Below are 17,920 nucleotides of genomic sequence, written 5' to 3' on the forward strand. Positions count from 1 at the left end.
CAGCGAGGCCTGCACCCACTGGCCCTCGCCCGAGCTCTCGCGCTCCAGCAAGGCCGTCATCACCGCGAGCGCGCAGTACAGGCCCGCGCCGATATCGGCGAGTGCGATGCCGACGCGCGTCGGCCCGTTCTCGGGAAAGCCGTTCATCGACATCATCCCGGCCATGCCCTGGATGATGTGGTCGAAGCCGGGCCGCTTGGCGTAGGGTCCGTCCTGCCCGAAGCCCGAGATGCTGGCGTAGACGATGCGCGGGTTGATCTTGCGCAGCGATTCGTAGTCGATGCCGAGCCGGTGCTTCACGTCGGGCCGGAAGTTCTCGGCGATCACGTCGGCCTCCTGCACCAGGCGGTGCAGGATCGCCAGGCCGCTCGGGTGCTTGAGGTTGAGCGTCAGCGAGCGCTTGTTGCGGTGCAGGTTCTGGAAGTCCGGGCCTTCGCGCAGGCCGCCCCAGCCGTCGCTTTGCTCCAGCAATTCGGGCGTCTCGATCTTGATCACGTCGGCGCCCCAGTCGGCGAACTGGCGAATGCAGGTCGGGCCGGCGCGCACGCGCGTGAGGTCGAGCACCTTGTAGGCGGCCAAGGGGCCGCGGCGGGGAGGCGTATGCGTTGCTGGGTTCATGTCGTGGCTCATGTCAGCGCCCCTTGAAATTCGGCGTGCGTTTGTCGGCGAAGGCGGCGCGGCCTTCCTGGTAGTCCTCGCTGGCGTAGCAGGCATCGACCAGCGCCTGGGCCGCCGCCAGGTCGCGGGCGGACTCGGGCTTTTCGTATTCGAGGAAGGCGCGCTTGAGCGCGCGCAGCGTCAGCGGCGCATTGCCCGCGATCTGCCGTGCGTAGTCGAGCACCGATGGCTCGAGTTCGGCAGCCGGCACCACGCGATGCACGAGCTGGCACGCGAGCGCTTCTTGCGCGCTGTAGCGGCGGCCGGTGAAGAAGAGGTCGCGCGCAGCCGCCGCGCCCATGACGCGCGCCACCCGCACCTGGCCTTCGTGGCCGAAGCCCAGGCCCAGGCGCACGGCAGGAATCGCGAACACCGCGCTGTCGGCGCAGACGCGGATGTCGCAGCTCACCGCGAAGTCGAGTCCGCCGCCGATGCAGTAGCCGTGCACCATCGCGATGGTCGGCTTCGCGCAGGCATACACCGCGTCGTACGAGCGCTGGTTGATCTGGTTGTACTCGCGGTTCTGCTCGGGATTGGTCCGCACGCTGCCGAAGGCCGAGATGTTCGAGCCGGCGGCGAAAGCGCGCTCGCCCATGCCGGTGACGATGACCACCCGCACCTCGGGGTCGGCCTCGAAATCGGCCATCACGCGCGGCACCTCGCGGGCCATGTCCATCGAAATGGCGTTGTGCCGGGCCGGGTCGTTGAAGACCATCCAGCCGATGCCGTCGGCCTTGCGGGCCTGCAGAGAAGCGATCTCGGTCGTCATGACAGTGCGTTGGTGTTGAGGTTGGAAGCGCCGGCGCTTTCGGAGGCGCCGGCTTCGCCCGCGAGGGCGAGGTCGATGATGAGACTGCCCGAGCTGTCGACGCGCGCTTGCGAGTCGGCCGGCAGCACCAGCGTGGAAGAGGCTTCCTGCACGAGTGCGGGGCCCTGGATCGTTTCGCCGGCAGCGAGCCGCTCGCGGCTGTACACCGGCACGTCCTCGTAGCGCTTGCGGGCGCCCACCCAGACCTGGTGCCGGCCCGCCAGCGCCGAGGCGCCGCCGGCCGCCACGGCGGTGCTGGCCAAGCCGCTGGCCGTCGCCTCGACGGTGGCCGCGATGCGGATGTTCACGATCTCGACGTCGCCGAGCGGCATCACCTGCGAGAACATCTGCCGGTAGGCTGCCTTGAAGGCTTCGGCGAAGGTCTTGGCCGACGCGTCGGTGTACGGCCCGGCCGGCAGCGTGGTGACGATCTCGAAGCCCTGGCCCACGAAGCGCATGTCGGCCGAGCGCAGCACGCGCGGCGCACTCGGGTGGTCCGGCAGCGTCGCGTCGATCACCGCGAAAGCCTCGGCCTCGAGCTGGGCGTAGAGGCCTTCGAGTTCACGCCAATCGGTGCGCGAGATCGGTTTCGCCACGGTGGCCATGCGGTCCACGCGGGCCGGTGCCATCAGCAGGCCCAGCGCCGAGGCCACGCCCGCGCCCGGCGGGCACACGACCCGCGTCGCGCCCAGGCGCTGCGCGACCTCGCAGCCATGCAGCGGACCGCCGCCGCCGGTCAGCAGCATGGCGAAGCGCGAGGCCGTGTGGCCGCGCTCGGCCACGTGCACGCGGGCCGCCGCGGCCATGTTCTCGTTGACGATCGAGTGGATGCCCCATGCCATCTCGGGAATGCTGATGCCGGCCTGCTCGGCCAACGGTGCGATGGCGGCCTTGGCGCGGGCCACGTCGAGTTCGATGGTGCCGCCAGCGAAGGTGGCGGGGTCGAGGTAGCCGAGCACCAGGTTCGCATCGGTCACCGTCGGCTGCGTGCCGCCGCGGCCGTAGCAGGCCGGGCCGGGTGTGGATGCCGCGCTTTCGGGGCCGACCTTGATCAGCCCGAGCGGATCGACGTGGGCGATGCTGCCGCCGCCCGCGCCGATCTCGATCAGCTCGATGGTCGAGATGGAGATCGGCAGACCGCTGCCTTCGGTCAGCCGCTTCTGGCGGCTGGCCTCGAACTGGTGGGCGATCATGGGCTCGCCGCCGTCGATGATGGCGAGCTTGGCGGTGGTGCCGCCCATGTCGAAGGCCAGCACGTCCTCGATGCTCGAACGCTCGCCGAAATACGCACCCGCCAGGGCGCCGGCAGCAGGGCCCGATTCGAGCAGCTGGATCGGCACGCGCTTGGCTTCGTCGACGTGCGTCAGCCCGCCGTTCGACAGCATCATGAAAAGCGGCGCCTTGATGCCGATGGCCCGGATCTCGCCCGTCATCAGGTCGAGGTAGCCGTCGGCCAGCGGCTTCACGTAGGCATTCGCCACGGTGGTCACGCTGCGTTCGTACTCGCGGATCTGCGGCGACACCTCGGACGAGATCGACACGAAGAGCTGTGGATAAGCCGTGGCCAGCGCGACGCGGGCCTGCTTCTCGTTGGCCGGGTTGGCGTAGGCGTGCAGGAAGATGATGGCGACCGACTGCACGCCGGCCGCGACCAGCTCGCCGGCGCGGGCCACCAGCGCGGCTTCGTCGAGCGCGGTGATGATCGTGCCGTCCGGCCCGGTGCGCTCCGGCACTTCCAGCCGCAGGTGGCGCGGCACCAGGGCGGCCGGCATCTCGATGTGCAGGTCGTACAGCTCGTACTTGTGCTCGCGGGCGATCTCCAGCGTGTCGCGGAAGCCGGCCGTGGTGATGAGCCCGGTGGGTGCGCCCTTGCGTTCGATGAGCGCGTTGGTGAAGAGCGTCGTCGCATGCACGACGCGTTCGACTGCCGCGTAGGAAAGCCCTTCGCGCTCGAACAGCCGGCGCACGCCGGTGATCACGCCTTCGTGCGGGGCTGCGGGCGTGGTGAGTTCCTTGTGCGAAAGCGAGCGACCCGTGTCGTGCGCGTAGACGACCACATCGGTGAAGGTGCCGCCGATGTCGATGCCGAGGGAAAGTGCTGAGGGTGATGACATGGTGTGAACCGCAGAAGTAGGGGGGACGGACGCGCTCGGGCGTGTTCAGGCGCCGACGTAGGCGCCGCGGAGGTCGGAGGCCAGGCGTTCCGGTGCGCGGCGGTCCGGCGCGCCGTAGCCGCCGCCGCCGGGCGTCTTCATCTCGACGCATGCGCCCGGCTCCAGGACCTGCTGCACCTTCGCGTTGCAGGGGGCGCCGTCGATCAGCACCACGCCGGGCGCGCCCGACTTGCCGCCGGCCAGGCCTTCCGCGGCTGCTTCGGGCCGCGTGCGTTCGGCCATGAAGCTCACCACCATCGGGTTCGGCGAGCAGTTCTCGAACTTGATCTCCTGCCCGGTGCCGCCGCGGAACTCGCCCGCGCCGCCGCCGTCCTGCCGCAGCTGGCGGTGATGCACGCGCACGGGCAGCAACTGCTCGATCATCTCGACCGGCGTGGACGAGATGTTGCTGGGCCAGGAGAGCACGTTCACGCCGTCGCGCCGGTTCGACGCGCCGTAGCCGCCGTTCATGAAGAACATGCTGGCGTAGCTGCTGCCGTCCGTGCGCTGGCCGGCCACGTTGGCGCACCACAGCGGCGAGCCGGTGGTGGCGATCACCTGGTCGGGCAGGGCGTCGGCCAGCGCGCGCAGCACCATGGTCGGCAGCATGTGGCCCACCAGCGCGCGCGCACCGCCGGCAGCCGGCGGCAGGGCGTTGAGGATGGAGCCGGGCGGCGCCGTGACTTCGATCGGGTAGATCACGCCTTCGTTGCCGGCCACGTTGGGCAGCAGCGCGGTCCGGATGCCGTAGCAGGTGTAGGCCTTGGTGTAGGCCATGCAGACGTTGATGGAGGCGGGCACCTGCGCAGAGGTGCCGGAGTAGTCGACTTCGATCGAGCCGTCCTTCACCGTCATCGTCATTTCCAGGCGGATCGGCTCGGCGAGCCCGTCCGTCACCGCGCTGGTGCGGTACACGCCTTCGGGGATGCGGCGAATGGCCGCGCGCATCGCGTTCTCGGAACGGGTGTGGATCTCGTGGGCCAGGCCCTCCAGCGATTGCAGCCCGTGCTCGTGCATCTGCGCCAGCACGCGCTGCTCGATGCGCTGCACGGCCGTGATCTGGGCGTAGAGGTCGCCCATCACCTGGTCGGGCACGCGCACGTTCTTGCGCACGATCTTCTCGAGCACCGGGTCCATCACGCCGGCGCGCAGGATCTTCATCAGCGGGATCTGCAGGCCTTCCTCGAACACCGAGCGGGCATCGGCCGAGCGCACGCGCCCGCCGATGTCGGGCGCATGCGCCACCGAGCCGGCCCAGCCGACGATCTTGCCGGCCAGGAAGATGGGCTTGGCGAGCGTGATGTCGGGCAGGTGGCCCGTGCCCTGCCAGATGTCGTTGGTGATGAGCACGTCGCCGGGCTGCAGGTCTTCGGGCGCGAACTCGTCGATGAAGTGCCGGATGGTCTGCGGCACGGTGTTCAGGAACGACGGGATGCTGTGCGTCGCCTGGGCCAGCGAATGCCCGCGGGCGTCGGTCAGCACACAGGCGAAGTCGTTCGACTCGCGCACGTTGGTCGAGAAGGAAGTGCGGACCATCGCAACGGCCGCTTCGTCGACGATCGAAATCAGTCGACTCCACAGCAGTTCCAGCGTGATCGCATCGAATTGGGTACTTGCCATCGGTGAGCCTGTCGAGGAGTTGTTGAGGGGAGTGTTGAGGGGATGTTCGGGGTGCCGGGAGGAAAGAGGGACCTGGCCGGCCTGATGAATTCTGGGCGCGTACCCCATGACAGTCCAATATCCAGTTCGACCCACCCTATTCCGCGGGTATATACTTTTTGCCGCTCAAGAGCGTGCGTTGCGACCCAAGCCGGTGTCCTGGCACGCGAGCAGGAGAAGGTCGATGTCCACCGAGCCCGCCAGGCCGTTCCAGCCCAGTCCGTTTTCGCTGAACCACCGGTACATCGAGGTGTTCCGGGCTGTGATGATGCGGGGCACCGCCACCGAGGCGGCGGCCATGCTGCACACCTCGCAGCCCGTGGTCAGCAAGCTGCTGGCCCGCTTCCAGTCGGTCAGCGGCATCCAGCTGTTCGAACTGCGCAAGAGCCGGCTGGTGCCGACGCCGGAGGCGCGCATCCTCTTCAACGTGATCGAGCGCAGCTACATCGGCCTCGAGCAGATCGCGCAGACGCTGGCCGAGCTGCGCGGCCTGCATTCCGGGCGCGTGCAGGTCGGCTGCCTGCCGTCGATGGGCATGGGCCTGCTGCCGGAGATCACGCGCAACTTCATGAAGGACCATCCGACCATCCAGGTGGCGATCGACACGGTCGATTCGTCGCTGGTGCGTGACGGCGTCGCGCTGGGCCGGCTGGACCTCGGCATCGCCATGCGGCAGGTCGACTCGGCGGGCACCGAGGCGGAGCCGCTCGTGGCGGTCCATCCGGTGTGCGTGATGGCGCCCGGCCATCACCTCGCAGGCAAGAAAAGCATCCAGGCGAAAGACCTCGACGGCCAGGCCTTCATCGCCACCGGCCGCAACGACGGCACGCGCCAGGCGATCGAGCGGGTGTTCGACGATGCCGGCGTGCGGCCGATCACGGTGGCCGAGACCACCTACGCCATCACCACCTGCATGCTCGCGCTGCAGGGCATCGGCGTCGGCATCGTCAATCCGCTGGTGGTGGCGCCGCTGCTCAAGGCGGGGCTGGTCGCGCTGCCATTCAAGCGCGCGGCGCCGGTCGAACTGGTGTTGCTCACGCCGCTGAACCAGCCGCCTTCGCGCATCACCCAGGCCTTCATCCAGCACGTCAAGCTGGCCTGCGCCGAGCTGCCCGAAGCGATCCGCGCCGCCTGAGCGGCGTGCGCGCTCGTTCGAGGCTCAGAGGCCGAGCCCGGCGTCCTTGATGAGCTTGGTGTACTTCACCGCTTCGGCATGCACGTAGGCGTTGCTCTGCGCGACGGTGCCGCCGATCGGCGTCACGCCCAGGTCGGCCCATCGCGCGGCGAGGGCCTGGGAGTGCACGATCTTGTGGATGTCGGCGCTCAGCTTCTTCGCCACCTCGGGCGGCAGGCCCAGCGGCGCGGCCACGGTGTACCAGCCGACGAACTCGTACTTCGGCACGCCCTGTTCGGCCACGGTCGGCAGGTTCGGCAGGCTCGGCGAGCGCTTCGCACCGGTCACGGCCAGCGCGCGCACCTTGCCGCTCTTCATGAGGCCGATCGCCGTCGGCAGGTTTTCGAACATCAGCTGGATCTGCCCGCCCATCAGGTCGGCGCTGGCGGCCGAGCTGCCCTTGTAGGGCACGTGCATCATCTTGACGCCGGCATCGCGCAGGAAGAGTTCGGCGCCCAGGTGCGTCGCCGAGCCCGGGCCGGCCGAGCCGAAATTCAGCGCGTCGGGGGACGCCTTGGCGAGCTTGATCAGGTCGCCGATGTCGTTGGCCGCCACCGATGGGTGCACCAGCACCACGCTCGGAAACGAGCCGATGATGCCCAGCGTGTCGAGGCTCTTGCCCGGGTCGTAGTTGAGCTTCGGGTAGATGGCGTAGGAGGCCTGCACGGGCTGGATGCCGATCAGCAGCGTGTAGCCGTCCGGTGCCTGCTTGGACACGTACTCGGCACCGATGTGCCCGCTGGCCCCGGCCTTGTTCTCCACCACCACCGGCTGCTTGTAGAGCTCCGACAACTGCTGCCCGACCAGGCGGCCCAGCAGGTCGGCCGAACCGCCCGCGGCGACGGGAACGATGATCCGGATCGGCTTGTCCGGAAAGCCTTCCGCCTGCGCTGCGAAGCAAAAGCCCAGCAAGGGCAGGATGGCGATGATGTTGCGTTTGGTGATCAAGATGGGCCTCTGGTCGCGTGATGCGCGGGTCGAATGAATGTGTTCGTCGGCCGGCACGCCGAACCGGCGTCCCTGTCCTGTGCAGACCTTGGCTAGGAATTCTGGGCGGCAGCCCTATGCGGGTCCAATGCAAAGTTCCCGCCCGGGTATTCCAAACGAACATCCTTTCGATGCACCGCAGCGAGACGCGAATCCGCCGGAATCACGGTTTCTGCACCATAGGGTTACCACCTACGCCCCAAAAGCGTGGGCGCATCGGCAGGTCGGATCGACGGGCGCCGCGTGCCCCGCGCCCCGCGCGCTCAGGCCTTCTTCGGCCCCTTGAAGCTCCACCACGGCAGCAGCGTGCTCAGCGACTGCACCTCGCCGCTGGCGGCGCTCTCGTAGCCCGCCAGCGTGCCCAGCTGGTGCTGCCACGCGGCACCGCTCAGCAGCGAGCGCAAAGCCTGCACGGCCGGCTGGTCCAGCGCCGACTTGAGGCAGGCCAGGTGGTAACGCTCGCTCACCAGCGGCACGAAGCCCAGGCCCGCGCCGCGCGCGGCCGACTCGATGCCCAGGCCGGCATCGGCCTGCCCGCTGGCCACCGCATGCGCGACCGCGGCATGCGAGGGCTCGTCGTGGTCGTAGCCGCGCAGCGCATCCGCGTCGAGGCCGTGCTGCGCCAGCAGCTCGTCGAGCAGCACGCGCGTGCCGGTGCCGATCGCGCGGTTCACGAAGCGGGCACGCAGGCGCGGCAGGTCGGCGATGCCGCGCAGGCCGAGCGGGTTGCCGGGCGCGACGATCAGCCCCTGCGTGCGGCGCGCGAAGCCGATGATCTTGTGCAGCCCCGGCTTCAGCAGCGGCTTGTAGGTTCGCTGCGCCAGCGAGCCGGCCGGTGGGCGTTCGAGCGTGTGGAAGCCCGCCATCACGCAGCGACCCTGGTTCAGCGCACTGATCGCATCGACGCTGCCGGTGAAGCGGATGTCGAGTTGTAGCCGCGCGCGTTCGGCCGCGTGCGCGCGCAGCAGCACCAGCGCCTCGTCGTGGCTCGCATGCAGGCTCAGCACGTGCAGGCGGTCGTCGAAGGCCAGCGCGAAGGCACGCTCCAGGTCGGCATGCAGGGCTTCGATCTGCGGCGCCAGCCGGGCCTGCGCCTGGCGCTCGGCCCACAGCAGCTTGTCGCCGAATTCGGAGAGCTGCGCCGAGCGGCCTTGTTCGCCGCTGACCAGCGGGTGCCCCAGCTCTTGTTCCCAGCGCTTGAGCGCGCCCCACACGTGGCGGTACGAAAGGCCCAGCGCGCGGGCGGCGGCAGAGATCGACCCGTGTTCGCGCACCGCATGCAGCAGCTCCATGAGCGGGTTGCGGATCAGCCGGCGGCCGCTGCGGCGCGGCGCGATGGCGTAGGAGAGTTCGATCTGTTGCAAGCGGGATGAAGGGCGGTCGACGGCGCGTGGATTATGCAGACCGTCGAATCGTCACCCCCGCCGGCGGGCGCGGCCGACCCGCGACGCCGTCACGTCGTTTCGGCCACCCGGTCCTGGCGCAGCGCTTCGAGCGAAGCGGCCGGCGGCGCGTCTGGCTTCTGCCGCTCTTCGATCACCGACACCAGGTGGCGCGCATCGTCCGCCACGCCCAGGAAGCGGCCCGAGCCCCAGGTGTTGAGCCACGGCAGCCCCACGAAGTACAGCCCCGGCACCTCCGACACGCCGCGCTTGAAGCGCGGATGCCCGCGCCCGTCGAAGGTGGGCAGGTCGATCCAGCCGTAGTCCGCGCGAAAGCCGATGGCCCAGACGATGCTCGTGATGCCGGCCGCGGCGAGATCGAGCGAGGTCGGGTCCGACGCCGGTGCCCAGCAGGGTTCGAAGGGTGCTTCGACCGGGGCGTCCACGCCGGCCTTCGCGATGTAGTTGTCGATGTCGCGCCGGATGCTGCAGTACACGTCGTCCGCGTCGTCGAGGTTCTTGCGCAGGTCGGGGCGGAACGCGACCTGCGTCCCCTTGAACTCGTCGAGCGAGCCGTAGAGCTTCACGCCCTCCAGCGCGAAGCGGCGAAGGTCGATCTCGTGGCCGCCGTCGCGGCCGGTCATGTAGTGGTTGGTCTTGTGCCGCGCCTCGTCGCCCAGCGGATGGCGGTCGACGGTGAGCTGGTAGAAGCCCATCTCGTGCAGCCATTCGGTCGACTCGCGTCCGCGGTACATGCGCGGCGATCGCGGCGCCGAGCCGACGGCCAGGTGCACCTTGCGTCCGGCGACGTGCAGGTCTTCCATGATCTGCACGCCGGATTGACCGGAGCCCACCACCAGCACCTCGCCTTCGGGCAACTGCGCCGGGTTGCGGTAGGCAACGGAGTGCAATTGCCGGATTGACAGCGGCAAGCTGTGCGCCGAGGGAGGCACGATGGGGATGTCGTAGCCGCCCGTCGCGACCACCACATGGTCGGCGATGCAGGTGCCGATGTCGGTGACGACTTCGAGCGCGCCGCTGCCGTGACGGCCGACGCGCTTCACGCTCACGCCTTCGATGACGGGTGGGCGCGTCTTCTGCGCGAAGGCTTCGAGGTAGGCCACGATGTCGTCGCGCAGCATGAAGCCCTTGGGGTCATTGCCTTGATAGGGGAAGTCGGGCAGGCGGCACTGCCAGTTCGGCGTGACGAGGCAGAAGCTGTCCCAGCGTTCGCTGCGCCACGAGTGGCCGATGCGGCGCTTCTCGAGCACGACGTGGTCGATGCCCGCGCTTTGCAGGTAGTAGCTGGTCGACAGGCCGGCCTGTCCGCCGCCGACCACGACGACGGAATAGCGCGCTGCGAGGGGTGTGTTGTGAGTGGTCATGGTGCTTCCGAGGTGGGTCGATGGGAGATCGAGAGGTCAGGACGTCAGGACGTCAGGAGGTCAGGCGGGGCCGAAGGACAGGACGTCGACCCGCGCCTCGGGCGTGGCGGAGAAGCGGCGAACCTCGGCCTCGATCGCGCCGAGCTGGTCGCTCGCGCGCGAGCACGCGAAGCCGAACTTGGCCCGCACGCGCTCGTTGGCGATGCCGGTGGCTTCGCGCAGCTTGTCGATGAACTCCGGCAGCGGATAGGACGATCCGGGCGCGAAGTAGTCCTGGATCACCAGCGATGGCGAGTAGCAGGTCGTCTGGCTGGCATCGGGCCAGCGCAGCGTGTAGGTCATGGCAGGCATGTGGGAAGGCTTTCGCAGATTCGTTCGTAGATCGCGGCATGCGCCTGTGCGCTGCGCTGCCAGCTGTGCGCATGGCACACCGCCGGCGAATGGTCGAGCCGCGGCCGGGCCCAGGCCCGCGCGAGGCCCACCGCGACGCTGGCCACGTCTTCGGGGTCGCACCAGCACACCCCTTCTGCGCCGCCCAGGTGTTCGGTGAAGGGCGCGCGGCGAGAAACCAGCACCGGCGTGCCGCAGGCGAGTGCCTCGATCGCGACCAGGCCGAAGCCTTCGTTGAGCGACGGCATCGCCAGCAGGCGCGCACGGCGCATCAGCGCGGGCACGGCGTCGTCGTGGACGGCACCGGTGCGCCAGACCGGCTGACCCGGGCCTTCGACCAGGCCTTCTTCGTGCAGGGCTCGCTGCCAGCGCTGCTGCTCGGCGCCATGCTGGAGCAGGCTGGCGCCACCCACCACGATCAGCCGGGCGCGCGCCGCCCCGGGCACCTCGCGGCGCAGCCGCGCGAAGGCGCGCAGCAGCATCGCGCTGTTCTTGCGCGCCTCGACGCCGCCCACCGCAAGGACCAGCGGCGCATCGTCCAGCCCTTCGGCGACGAGCGGTGCGAGGGCCGCGTCGTCCGACGGCGATGCGGCAGGCGAAAAGCGCGACAGGTCCACGCCATTGAAGACGCGCAGCACCGGCGGGGCGTCGGGTTCGGTCTGCAGCCGCCGCAGCCAGCCATCGCTGACGCAGCACACGACACGCGCCGAGCGCCAGGCCTGGTCTTGCCAGGCGGCGAGGCGCGGATCGTCGAAGCGGTCCAGGTGATGCACCGTCCGCAGCCACGGCAGGTCGGGGCCGATCCGGGCCAGCGCCGCGCCGTTGAGGCTGTCCTGGGCATGCAGCACGTCGACGCCCGATGCCTCGATGGCCGCCGGCAGCGCGCGCGCCAGCGCATCGATGCGCTCGCCGACCTGATCGGCCAGTGCCGTGCTGCGCGGCGTGGCCATGCGCAGCGGCATGAAGCGGATCGGCAAGCCCTCCGGCAGCGAGCGGAACAGCGACTGGCCCGGCTCGAGCGGCGCCATCACGGTCACGCGAATGCCAAGCCTCGCGAGTGCCAGGCCGAGCTCCAGCGCATGCACCACGCCGCCGCGCGGCAGCACGCTGTGCATCAGCAGGCCGACGTGCGGGGCCTCATGCATGGCAGGGCTCCTCGGTGGCGGCATGCGCGGTCGTCCGCAGCGGCAGGATGAATCCTGCGCGGCTCAGGTCCCAGAGGGCTTCGGTCGCACCGTGCAGGCTCACGTCGAAACGCGTTCCGGCTGTGACTTCGCCGATGTCGGCGCAGGCGATGTCGCGGTTCGCGAAGCGCCTCGTCACGGCCGCGACCTGTTCGGGGCGCACCGACAGCACGAAGCCGTAGCTCGGGAAGGCGCTCAGCCAGCGCAGTCGTGCGGCCTGTGCAGCCGGTGCCGGATCGGTCCAGCCGCGCCAGCCCGCGGCTTGCGGCGGCACGGGCAGCGCGTCCAGCCGCACGCGAGCACCGCGGCCGGAGCACTCCAGCAGCATCAGCAGCGTGCCGAGCGCGCCGGCCATGCTGATGTCCTTGCCCGCATCGCACAGGCCTTCCTCGGCCAGTTCGGCAAGCAGGGCCAGATCGGCTTGCAGACGGGGCGCGGGCGCGCGCGTGCTCGCGTTCCAGAAGGGCGCATCGCCTTCCCACGCACCGCGCAGGTCGACGGCCATCAGCAGCCGGTCATCCGGACGCGCGGCGAAGCTGGAGATCAAGCGTTCGGCCCGGCCGAGCACCGCCACGGCGAGCTGGGGCGTGGCGCTGTGCAGGTTGGTGTGGCCGCCGACCAGCGGCACGCCGTATTGCCGGCAGGCGGCTTGCATGCCCTCGATGACGCGGCCGGCGTCGGCGGAGCCGGCCGAACTCCAGAGCGCGTCGACGACGGCGACGGGCCGCCCGCCCATGGCCGCGACGTCGCTGAGGTTGACCATCACCGCGCTGTAGCCCGCGAACCAAGGCTGCTGCTGCACGAAGTCGGGCATCAGGCCCTCGATGGCCAGCAGCTGGTAGCCGCCGCCGGGCAAAGGCAGCGCGGCGCAGTCGTCGCCGTTGGGGACGGCCGTGCGTGCCGCGTCGGCCGCATCGTCGGCGACCAGGCCTCCCATCACCTGCGCGATGTCGCGCTTGTGCGCGAAGCCGCGGCCGCACCGCAACGCGTCGAGCAGCGAGGCCAGGATGTCGTGGGCCGTGTTCATGACGACGCGCCTCCGCCCAGCACGAAGCCGCCTTCGGGATTCCAGCAGGGTGGGTAGTGCCGCAGGTCCGCCCGCATCAGCGCGTGCGGCATGCCTTGCAGCGTGACGGTGTCTTCCTGGTGCCAGTGCAGGCGCTCGAAGAGCGGCACGTTCTGCAGCTGCACGTGGGCCAGGAATTCGCGGCAGCCGCGTGCATGGGCACTGCTCACGGCCAGGCGGATCAGCCCGGTGCCCAGCGCGGCATGGCGGCGCCACGGCGCCGAGACGGCCAGGCGCGAGCCCCACCACAGGCCGGGCTCCGCTTCGTGAATGCGCACGGTGCCGACCACTTCGTCGGGCAGGCCCGCCAGGGTCGAGCAGGCGACCAGCAGGCGCGTGCTCGGCAGCGCGTCGATGGCATCGAGGTCGTCGCGGTCGAACAGCCGTTGTTCTTCGCAGAAGACCTGGCGGCGCAGTGCCAGTGCCTCGCGCTGCATCCACGGGATGCTGGCCCACTGGATGCGGAAGGCGCTGGTGCTGGGGCGCGTGGCGACGGCGGGCGGTACCGACCAGGCCGTCGCATCGAGCAGGACGTTCAACATGGTGCTGTCTCCCCGGTCAGGCCGCGGCCAGTTCGTCGGCTTCCTCGAACACCGACAGCGTCGAGCAGGCAGCGCAGCGGCCGCAGCCCGCCTTGATGTCGCTGGCGCGCAAGCCCGCCTCGCGCACCATCGCGCCCAAGGGCTGGAGCACCGACTGCATGAAGGGCGCGCCCGGCGCAGGATGGTCTTCGAGCGGCGTGCCGCTGATCGGCACGAAGGGCACGACGAAGGGATACACGCCGATCGACAGCAGCCGCTCGCTCGTGGCGAGCAGGGCCTGCGCGCTGTCGCCCAGGCCGGCCAGCAGATAGGTGCTGACCTGGCCGCGGCCGAACACGGCCACGGCCGCCTCGAAGGCGTCCCAGTAGCGGCTCATCGGCACTTCGGCCTTGCCCGGCAGGATCTGCCGGCGCAAGTCCTCGCCGACGACTTCGATGTGCATGCCCAGCGTGTCGGCGCCCGCATCCTTCATGCGCCGGAACCAGGCGTCGGTGTCGGGCGGCTCGCATTGCACCTGGATCGGCAGGTCGACCGCGGCCTTCACGGCCGACGCGCTCTCGCAGAGGATCAGCGCGCCACGGTCGCGCGTCGGCGGCGTGCCGGTGGTCATCACCATGTGGCGCACGCCGTCGAGCTCGACGGCGGCCTTCGCGACCTCGGCCAGCTGTGCCGGCGTCTTGCGCTCGATGGTCCGCCCGGCCGCCAGCGACTGGCCGATGGCGCAGAAGCGGCAGGCCTTGCGCCGGCTCTCGTAGCGGATGCAGGTCTGCAGCACGGTGGTGGCCAGCACGTCGGTGCCGTGCAGCGTCGCGATCTGCTGGTAGGGAATGCCGTCGGCGGTCTGCCTGCCGTAGAAGCGCGGCGTGCGCGGGAATGCGATCTGCGCGATCGGGATGGTGCCGCGCTTCAGCGTCGCCGTGCCGCCCGCGTCGGGCGTGCCGGCGACGAAGGGCGAGTCGAAAGCGCCGTGCGTGTGCACGGGCACCATCAGCGTCACGCCGTCGACGGTGACAGCCTTGTGGTCCGAAGGGCCCGCGCCGCCGCGGCGGCTGGCGGCGCCGGCCTGGGGGGCTTCGAGCCGCAGGCCGCGGGTCTGCAGCTCGGTCATCAAGTCGCGAGTGGCGAGGTTCATGCGGCCTCCGGTACGACGGCGTCGTTCATGGCTGACAGGGAAGAGGGAAGCTCGGGCGCGGCGGCAGCGGCAGCCGTGTCGAGCTCGCGGGTGGTGGCCGCGGCCTCGCGCCGGATGCCGAGGCTCAGCAGCTCGGGCCGCGCGTAGTGGCCCACCGAATCCATCATGCGTTTGCGCTTGTCGATGAGCGCCAGGTCCAGGTCGGCGACGACCAGGCCTTCGCCCTCGGTCAGCGGCTCGGCCAGGTACTTGCCTTCGGGCGAGACGATCGCGGCATGGCAGCCGCCGCGCAGCGCGCCCTGCAGGCTCTCGTCGGGCGTGATGCGGCGGATCTGCTCGTCGTGCAGCCAGCCCGTCGCATTGACCACGAAGCAGCCCGATTCGAGCGCGTGGTGCCGGATGGTCACGCCCATCTGCTCCGCGAAGATCGGGCCCACCAGCGAGCCCGGGAACTGCGCGCAGTGGATCTGCTCGTGGTCGGCCATCAGCGCATAGCGGGCCAGTGGGTTGTAGTGCTCCCAGCAGGCGAGGGCGCCCACGCGGCCGACGCGGGTGTCGACGGCACGCAGGCCGCTGCCGTCGCCCTGGCCCCACACCATGCGCTCGTGGTACGTCGGCGTGATCTTGCGGCGCTTGAGCGCGAGGCGCCCGTCGGCGTCGAAGACCAGCTGCGTGTTGTAGAGGCTGCCGTGGTCGCGCTCGTTCACGCCGAGCACCACCACCATGCCGGCCTGCCGCGCCGCCTGCGCCACGGCGTCGGTGACCGGGCCGGGCACGGTGGGGGCGCGCTCCATCAGCAGCAGGTGGTCGGGCCCCTGCCGCACCGGCGGCTGCACGAAGGAGAAGTAGGGGTAGTAGGGCACGAAGGTCTCCGGAAAGACGATCAGCTCCACGCCCTGGCGGGCGGCCTGCCCGATGGTCTCGAGCACGCGTGCGAGCGTGCCCTCGGCGCTGTCGATGTCGGGTGCGATCTGGGCGGCGGCGGCCCGCACGCTCTTTCCGGTCTTCTTCGTGACGGCCATGGTCTGCTCCTGTCCTTGCGTGCTTCCTTGCTTCTGTCGGGCAGGCCTCAGAGCGTCCAGGTGTCGAGGATGAAAGCGCCTTCCTTGCGGTGCAGCAGCACGATGTCGAGCACGTCCAGCGGATTGATCGGGCGGATGCCTTCGATCAGCGCGCCTTCGCCGTGGCCGTACAGCGCCTGCAGCGCGAAGCGGCAGGCGTAGACCTTGCCGCCCTCGGCGATGAACTTGGTGATCTGCTCGTTGAAGTTCTGGTGGCCCGGGAAGGCGGCGTCGCCCAGCTTCGGAAAGCCTCGCTTCACGCCCAGCGTCACGCCGGGGCCGTAGAGAAGGATGGACGTGTCGAAGCCCTTGCGTTGCAGCCGCGTGGCCTGCAGCAGGTTGACGAAGCCGATCGAGCCTTCGAAGGCCACGGTGTGGAAGGTCACGAGGGCCTTGTCGCCCGGCGCGGCCTTCACGTCCTCGAAGACCTTCTCTTCGTAGTCGACCAGGAAGTCGCCCTTCTGGGCTGCGGGGTGGGTCACTTGGGGCATGGGATCCTCTCGGTTCGGTTGAGTCGGGGTGGCTGAAGGGTCGGTGGTCCGTCGATGCGATCAACCCGGTCGGTCGTTTCGCGTCGGCGGTACGCTGTCCCTTGCGAGGCCCGTACCCGCGGGCTGCCGACAGGTGCGATCAATGCCCGATCAAGCGCGGCAGGCCCGCATCGCCGGCCCGTCGGTGCGCGCGCGACACCGCGCACGGCGTTGCCGCCCGCGCATCGGCCGCACCAAGCACGGGGCGCGCCGATGCAATCAATGCATCCAATCAATGGCACGGCGCACCGAAAAATGGCCGGCGCCCGCGGTGTGGCCGGGCACGGTTTGCGCTCTACTCGACGCATGCCCTTCGCGCACTGGGTGCCCCGCCTCCGACAAAGCGGGCTGCCCGCCTACCAACTCATCCCCGACCTGCTGGCCGAAGACCTGCAGCGTGGCCGCCTGGCGCCGCGCGACCGGCTGCCGCCGCTGCGCGAGCTGGCGCATCAGCTCGGGCTCAACTACACGACGGTCGTGCGCGGCTTCGCCGAGGCGCGCGAGCGCGGGCTGATCGCGTCGCGCCCGGGCCTCGGCTCCTACGTGCGCGGCTCCTTCATCGGCCTGCCGCTGCGCGCGGGCACGGGCGCCGAGATGACGATGAACATGCCGCCGGAGCTGGCCGACCACCCGGTGACGCTCAGGCTGCAGGAAGAGGCCGCGGCCTATGTGTCGGGCACGCCGATTCCCGACCTCATGCGCTACCGCGACGCCGGCGGCTCGAAGCGCGAGCGCGGCGTCGCGGCGCAATGGCTGCGGCAGTGGGTGAGCCATGCCAAGGCCGAGCGCGTGCTGGTGGCGCCCGGCATCCACAGCGTGCTGCTCGCGCTGCTGAGCATGCTGGTCAAGCCGGGGCAGAGCCTCGCGGTCGAATCGCTCGCCTATCCGGGACTCAAGGCGATCGCGGCGCAGCTCGGCACGCAGCTGCAGCCGCTGCAGTGCGACGACGAAGGCATCGTGCCGCAGTCCTTCGAGCTGCTCTGCAAGAGCGCATCGATCGGCGCGCTGTACCTGTGCCCGAACATCCACAACCCGACGACCTCGACCCTGTCGCTGGGGCGGCGCGAGCAGCTCGCGGACATCGCGTCGCACCACAGCATCCCGATCATCGAAGACGACGCCTACGGCATGCTCGCACCCGCCGTGCCGCCACCGCTGGCCGATTTCGCGCCGGGGCTGACCTACTACGTGAGCGGCACTTCGAAATGGCTCGGTGCCGGCCTGCGCAACGCCTTCGTGCTCGCACCGTCGGAGGCGGCGACGCTGCGCCTCGCGGGCGCGCTGCGGGCCACCACCGTCATGGCGTCGCCCTGGACGGCCGGGCTGGTGACACGATGGCTCGAGTCGGGCGTCGGCGCGCAGGTGCTCGATGCCATGCGCGCCGAATGCAACTGGCGCAGCACGCAGGCGCGCGAGGTGCTGGGCGACCTGGGTGTGCGGACCCATCCGCAGGGCTTCCACGTGTGGCTGCCGTTGCAGGACCAGGGCGCCGCGGCCCGCGAAGGGGCCGAGATCGCCTTCGCGCTGCAGGGCCTGGGCGTCGCGGCCGTGGCCAGCCAGGCCTTCTCGACCGACCGCATGCCGCCCGAGGCCTTGCGCCTGTGCCTGGGCGGCGCGTTGACGCGGGAGGACTGCGGCCGGGCCCTGCGTGCGGTGCGGCAGGCCGTGCTGGAGGGCGTGGGGCCGGCAGTGGGCACGGCCGCGCCGCTGCGCGCGGGCTGACGACGCGTCGGGCCCGGCTAGGGCCGCCCCACCACCTACTTATGCATTCATTTGCATAGGCTGGACAGGCGTGCTACCGATACTGCCG

The 17,920-nt window shown here is 70.2% G+C and carries 16 protein-coding genes; 2 read left to right on the top strand and 14 right to left on the bottom strand.

Features of this window, described 5'->3' with window-relative positions:
- From B0W80_RS18630 to B0W80_RS18645, 4 genes are all read right to left on the bottom strand, one after another.
- Positions 1-618: CaiB/BaiF CoA-transferase family protein (locus tag B0W80_RS18630; protein ID WP_143684688.1), on the bottom strand; the 618-nt coding region annotated here is incomplete at its 3' end.
- 13 nt (positions 619-631) lie between these two features.
- Entirely contained in the window at positions 632-1,426 is a 795-nt protein-coding gene (locus tag B0W80_RS18635; protein ID WP_077000649.1) for an enoyl-CoA hydratase, read from the bottom strand.
- Positions 1,423-3,579: a hydantoinase/oxoprolinase family protein gene (locus B0W80_RS18640; RefSeq protein ID WP_077000650.1), complete on the bottom strand. Its 2,157-nt coding sequence runs from the start codon at positions 3,577-3,579 to the stop codon at positions 1,423-1,425. Before B0W80_RS18640 ends, B0W80_RS18635 begins: the two co-directional genes overlap by 4 nt.
- 45 nt (positions 3,580-3,624) lie before the next feature.
- On the bottom strand, positions 3,625-5,238 hold the full coding sequence (locus tag B0W80_RS18645; protein ID WP_077000651.1) for a hydantoinase B/oxoprolinase family protein: 1,614 nt from the start codon (positions 5,236-5,238) through the stop codon (positions 3,625-3,627).
- A gap of 223 nt (positions 5,239-5,461) precedes the next feature.
- Here B0W80_RS18645 and B0W80_RS18650 point away from each other — a divergent pair, with 223 nt between their 5' ends.
- The gene (locus B0W80_RS18650) at positions 5,462-6,412 is read left to right on the top strand and encodes a LysR substrate-binding domain-containing protein (protein ID WP_077000652.1); all 951 of its coding nucleotides are present in this window, start codon (positions 5,462-5,464) and stop codon (positions 6,410-6,412) included.
- A gap of 24 nt (positions 6,413-6,436) precedes the next feature.
- Here B0W80_RS18650 and B0W80_RS18655 read toward each other — a convergent pair whose 3' ends face one another.
- The 10 genes from B0W80_RS18655 to B0W80_RS18700 all read right to left on the bottom strand — a co-directional run bounded on the left by B0W80_RS18655 (position 6,437) and on the right by B0W80_RS18700 (position 16,071).
- Positions 6,437-7,399: a tripartite tricarboxylate transporter substrate binding protein gene (locus B0W80_RS18655; RefSeq protein ID WP_179106972.1), complete on the bottom strand. Its 963-nt coding sequence runs from the start codon at positions 7,397-7,399 to the stop codon at positions 6,437-6,439.
- A gap of 302 nt (positions 7,400-7,701) precedes the next feature.
- Positions 7,702-8,802 carry a substrate-binding domain-containing protein gene (locus B0W80_RS18660; RefSeq protein ID WP_077000653.1) on the bottom strand — a complete coding sequence of 367 codons (1,101 nt, stop codon included), beginning with the start codon at positions 8,800-8,802 and terminating at the stop codon, positions 7,702-7,704.
- Positions 8,803-8,891: 89 nt separating this feature from the next.
- On the bottom strand, positions 8,892-10,205 hold the full coding sequence (locus tag B0W80_RS18665) for an MSMEG_0569 family flavin-dependent oxidoreductase (RefSeq protein WP_077000654.1): 1,314 nt from the start codon (positions 10,203-10,205) through the stop codon (positions 8,892-8,894).
- Positions 10,206-10,265: 60 nt separating this feature from the next.
- Positions 10,266-10,556, bottom strand: a complete 291-nt coding sequence (locus B0W80_RS18670) for an MSMEG_0570 family nitrogen starvation response protein (protein WP_077000655.1) — start codon at positions 10,554-10,556, stop codon at positions 10,266-10,268.
- Complete coding sequence (locus B0W80_RS18675; RefSeq protein WP_077000656.1) at positions 10,544-11,740, bottom strand: MSMEG_0565 family glycosyltransferase; 1,197 nt, start codon at positions 11,738-11,740, stop codon at positions 10,544-10,546. The genes B0W80_RS18670 and B0W80_RS18675 overlap by 13 nt, the downstream gene beginning before the upstream one ends.
- On the bottom strand, positions 11,733-12,806 hold the full coding sequence (locus B0W80_RS18680) for a sll0787 family AIR synthase-like protein (protein ID WP_077000657.1): 1,074 nt from the start codon (positions 12,804-12,806) through the stop codon (positions 11,733-11,735). The genes B0W80_RS18675 and B0W80_RS18680 overlap by 8 nt, the downstream gene beginning before the upstream one ends.
- Positions 12,803-13,387 carry an MSMEG_0567/Sll0786 family nitrogen starvation N-acetyltransferase gene (locus tag B0W80_RS18685; RefSeq protein WP_083745489.1) on the bottom strand — a complete coding sequence of 195 codons (585 nt, stop codon included), beginning with the start codon at positions 13,385-13,387 and terminating at the stop codon, positions 12,803-12,805. The genes B0W80_RS18680 and B0W80_RS18685 overlap by 4 nt, the downstream gene beginning before the upstream one ends.
- Positions 13,388-13,403: 16 nt before the next feature.
- Positions 13,404-14,495, bottom strand: coding sequence for an MSMEG_0568 family radical SAM protein (locus tag B0W80_RS18690; RefSeq protein WP_083745493.1), 1,092 nt, complete (start codon positions 14,493-14,495; stop codon positions 13,404-13,406).
- A 20-nt stretch (positions 14,496-14,515) separates the two neighbouring features.
- Positions 14,516-15,541: a Nit6803 family nitrilase gene (locus B0W80_RS18695; protein ID WP_077000659.1), complete on the bottom strand. Its 1,026-nt coding sequence runs from the start codon at positions 15,539-15,541 to the stop codon at positions 14,516-14,518.
- 47 nt (positions 15,542-15,588) lie between these two features.
- Entirely contained in the window at positions 15,589-16,071 is a 483-nt protein-coding gene (locus B0W80_RS18700) for an MSMEG_0572/Sll0783 family nitrogen starvation response protein (protein ID WP_077000660.1), read from the bottom strand.
- Between the two features lie 363 nt (positions 16,072-16,434).
- Here B0W80_RS18700 and B0W80_RS18705 point away from each other — a divergent pair, with 363 nt between their 5' ends.
- Positions 16,435-17,832, top strand: a complete 1,398-nt coding sequence (locus B0W80_RS18705; protein WP_306171866.1) for a PLP-dependent aminotransferase family protein — start codon at positions 16,435-16,437, stop codon at positions 17,830-17,832.
- The last annotated feature ends 88 nt before the right edge of the window (positions 17,833-17,920 follow it).

Source organism: Variovorax sp. KK3 (assembly GCF_001984055.1).
In the GTDB taxonomy this organism is placed as follows: Bacteria; Pseudomonadota; Gammaproteobacteria; order Burkholderiales; family Burkholderiaceae_C; genus Variovorax.

Bases quoted from the DNA above. Each gene is read 5' to 3' on its own strand.
- B0W80_RS18635 (WP_077000649.1), bottom strand. From the start codon at position 1,426: ATGACGACCGAGATCGCTTCTCTGCAGGCCCGCAAGGCCGACGGCATC.
- B0W80_RS18640 (WP_077000650.1), bottom strand. From the start codon at position 3,579: ATGTCATCACCCTCAGCACTTTCCCTCGGCATCGACATCGGCGGCACC.
- B0W80_RS18645 (WP_077000651.1), bottom strand. From the start codon at position 5,238: ATGGCAAGTACCCAATTCGATGCGATCACGCTGGAACTGCTGTGGAGT.
- B0W80_RS18650 (WP_077000652.1), top strand. From the start codon at position 5,462: ATGTCCACCGAGCCCGCCAGGCCGTTCCAGCCCAGTCCGTTTTCGCTG.
- B0W80_RS18665 (WP_077000654.1), bottom strand. From the start codon at position 10,205: ATGACCACTCACAACACACCCCTCGCAGCGCGCTATTCCGTCGTCGTG.
- B0W80_RS18670 (WP_077000655.1), bottom strand. From the start codon at position 10,556: ATGCCTGCCATGACCTACACGCTGCGCTGGCCCGATGCCAGCCAGACG.
- B0W80_RS18675 (WP_077000656.1), bottom strand. From the start codon at position 11,740: ATGCATGAGGCCCCGCACGTCGGCCTGCTGATGCACAGCGTGCTGCCG.
- B0W80_RS18680 (WP_077000657.1), bottom strand. From the start codon at position 12,806: ATGAACACGGCCCACGACATCCTGGCCTCGCTGCTCGACGCGTTGCGG.
- B0W80_RS18685 (WP_083745489.1), bottom strand. From the start codon at position 13,387: ATGTTGAACGTCCTGCTCGATGCGACGGCCTGGTCGGTACCGCCCGCC.
- B0W80_RS18690 (WP_083745493.1), bottom strand. From the start codon at position 14,495: ATGACCGAGCTGCAGACCCGCGGCCTGCGGCTCGAAGCCCCCCAGGCC.
- B0W80_RS18695 (WP_077000659.1), bottom strand. From the start codon at position 15,541: ATGGCCGTCACGAAGAAGACCGGAAAGAGCGTGCGGGCCGCCGCCGCC.
- B0W80_RS18700 (WP_077000660.1), bottom strand. From the start codon at position 16,071: ATGCCCCAAGTGACCCACCCCGCAGCCCAGAAGGGCGACTTCCTGGTC.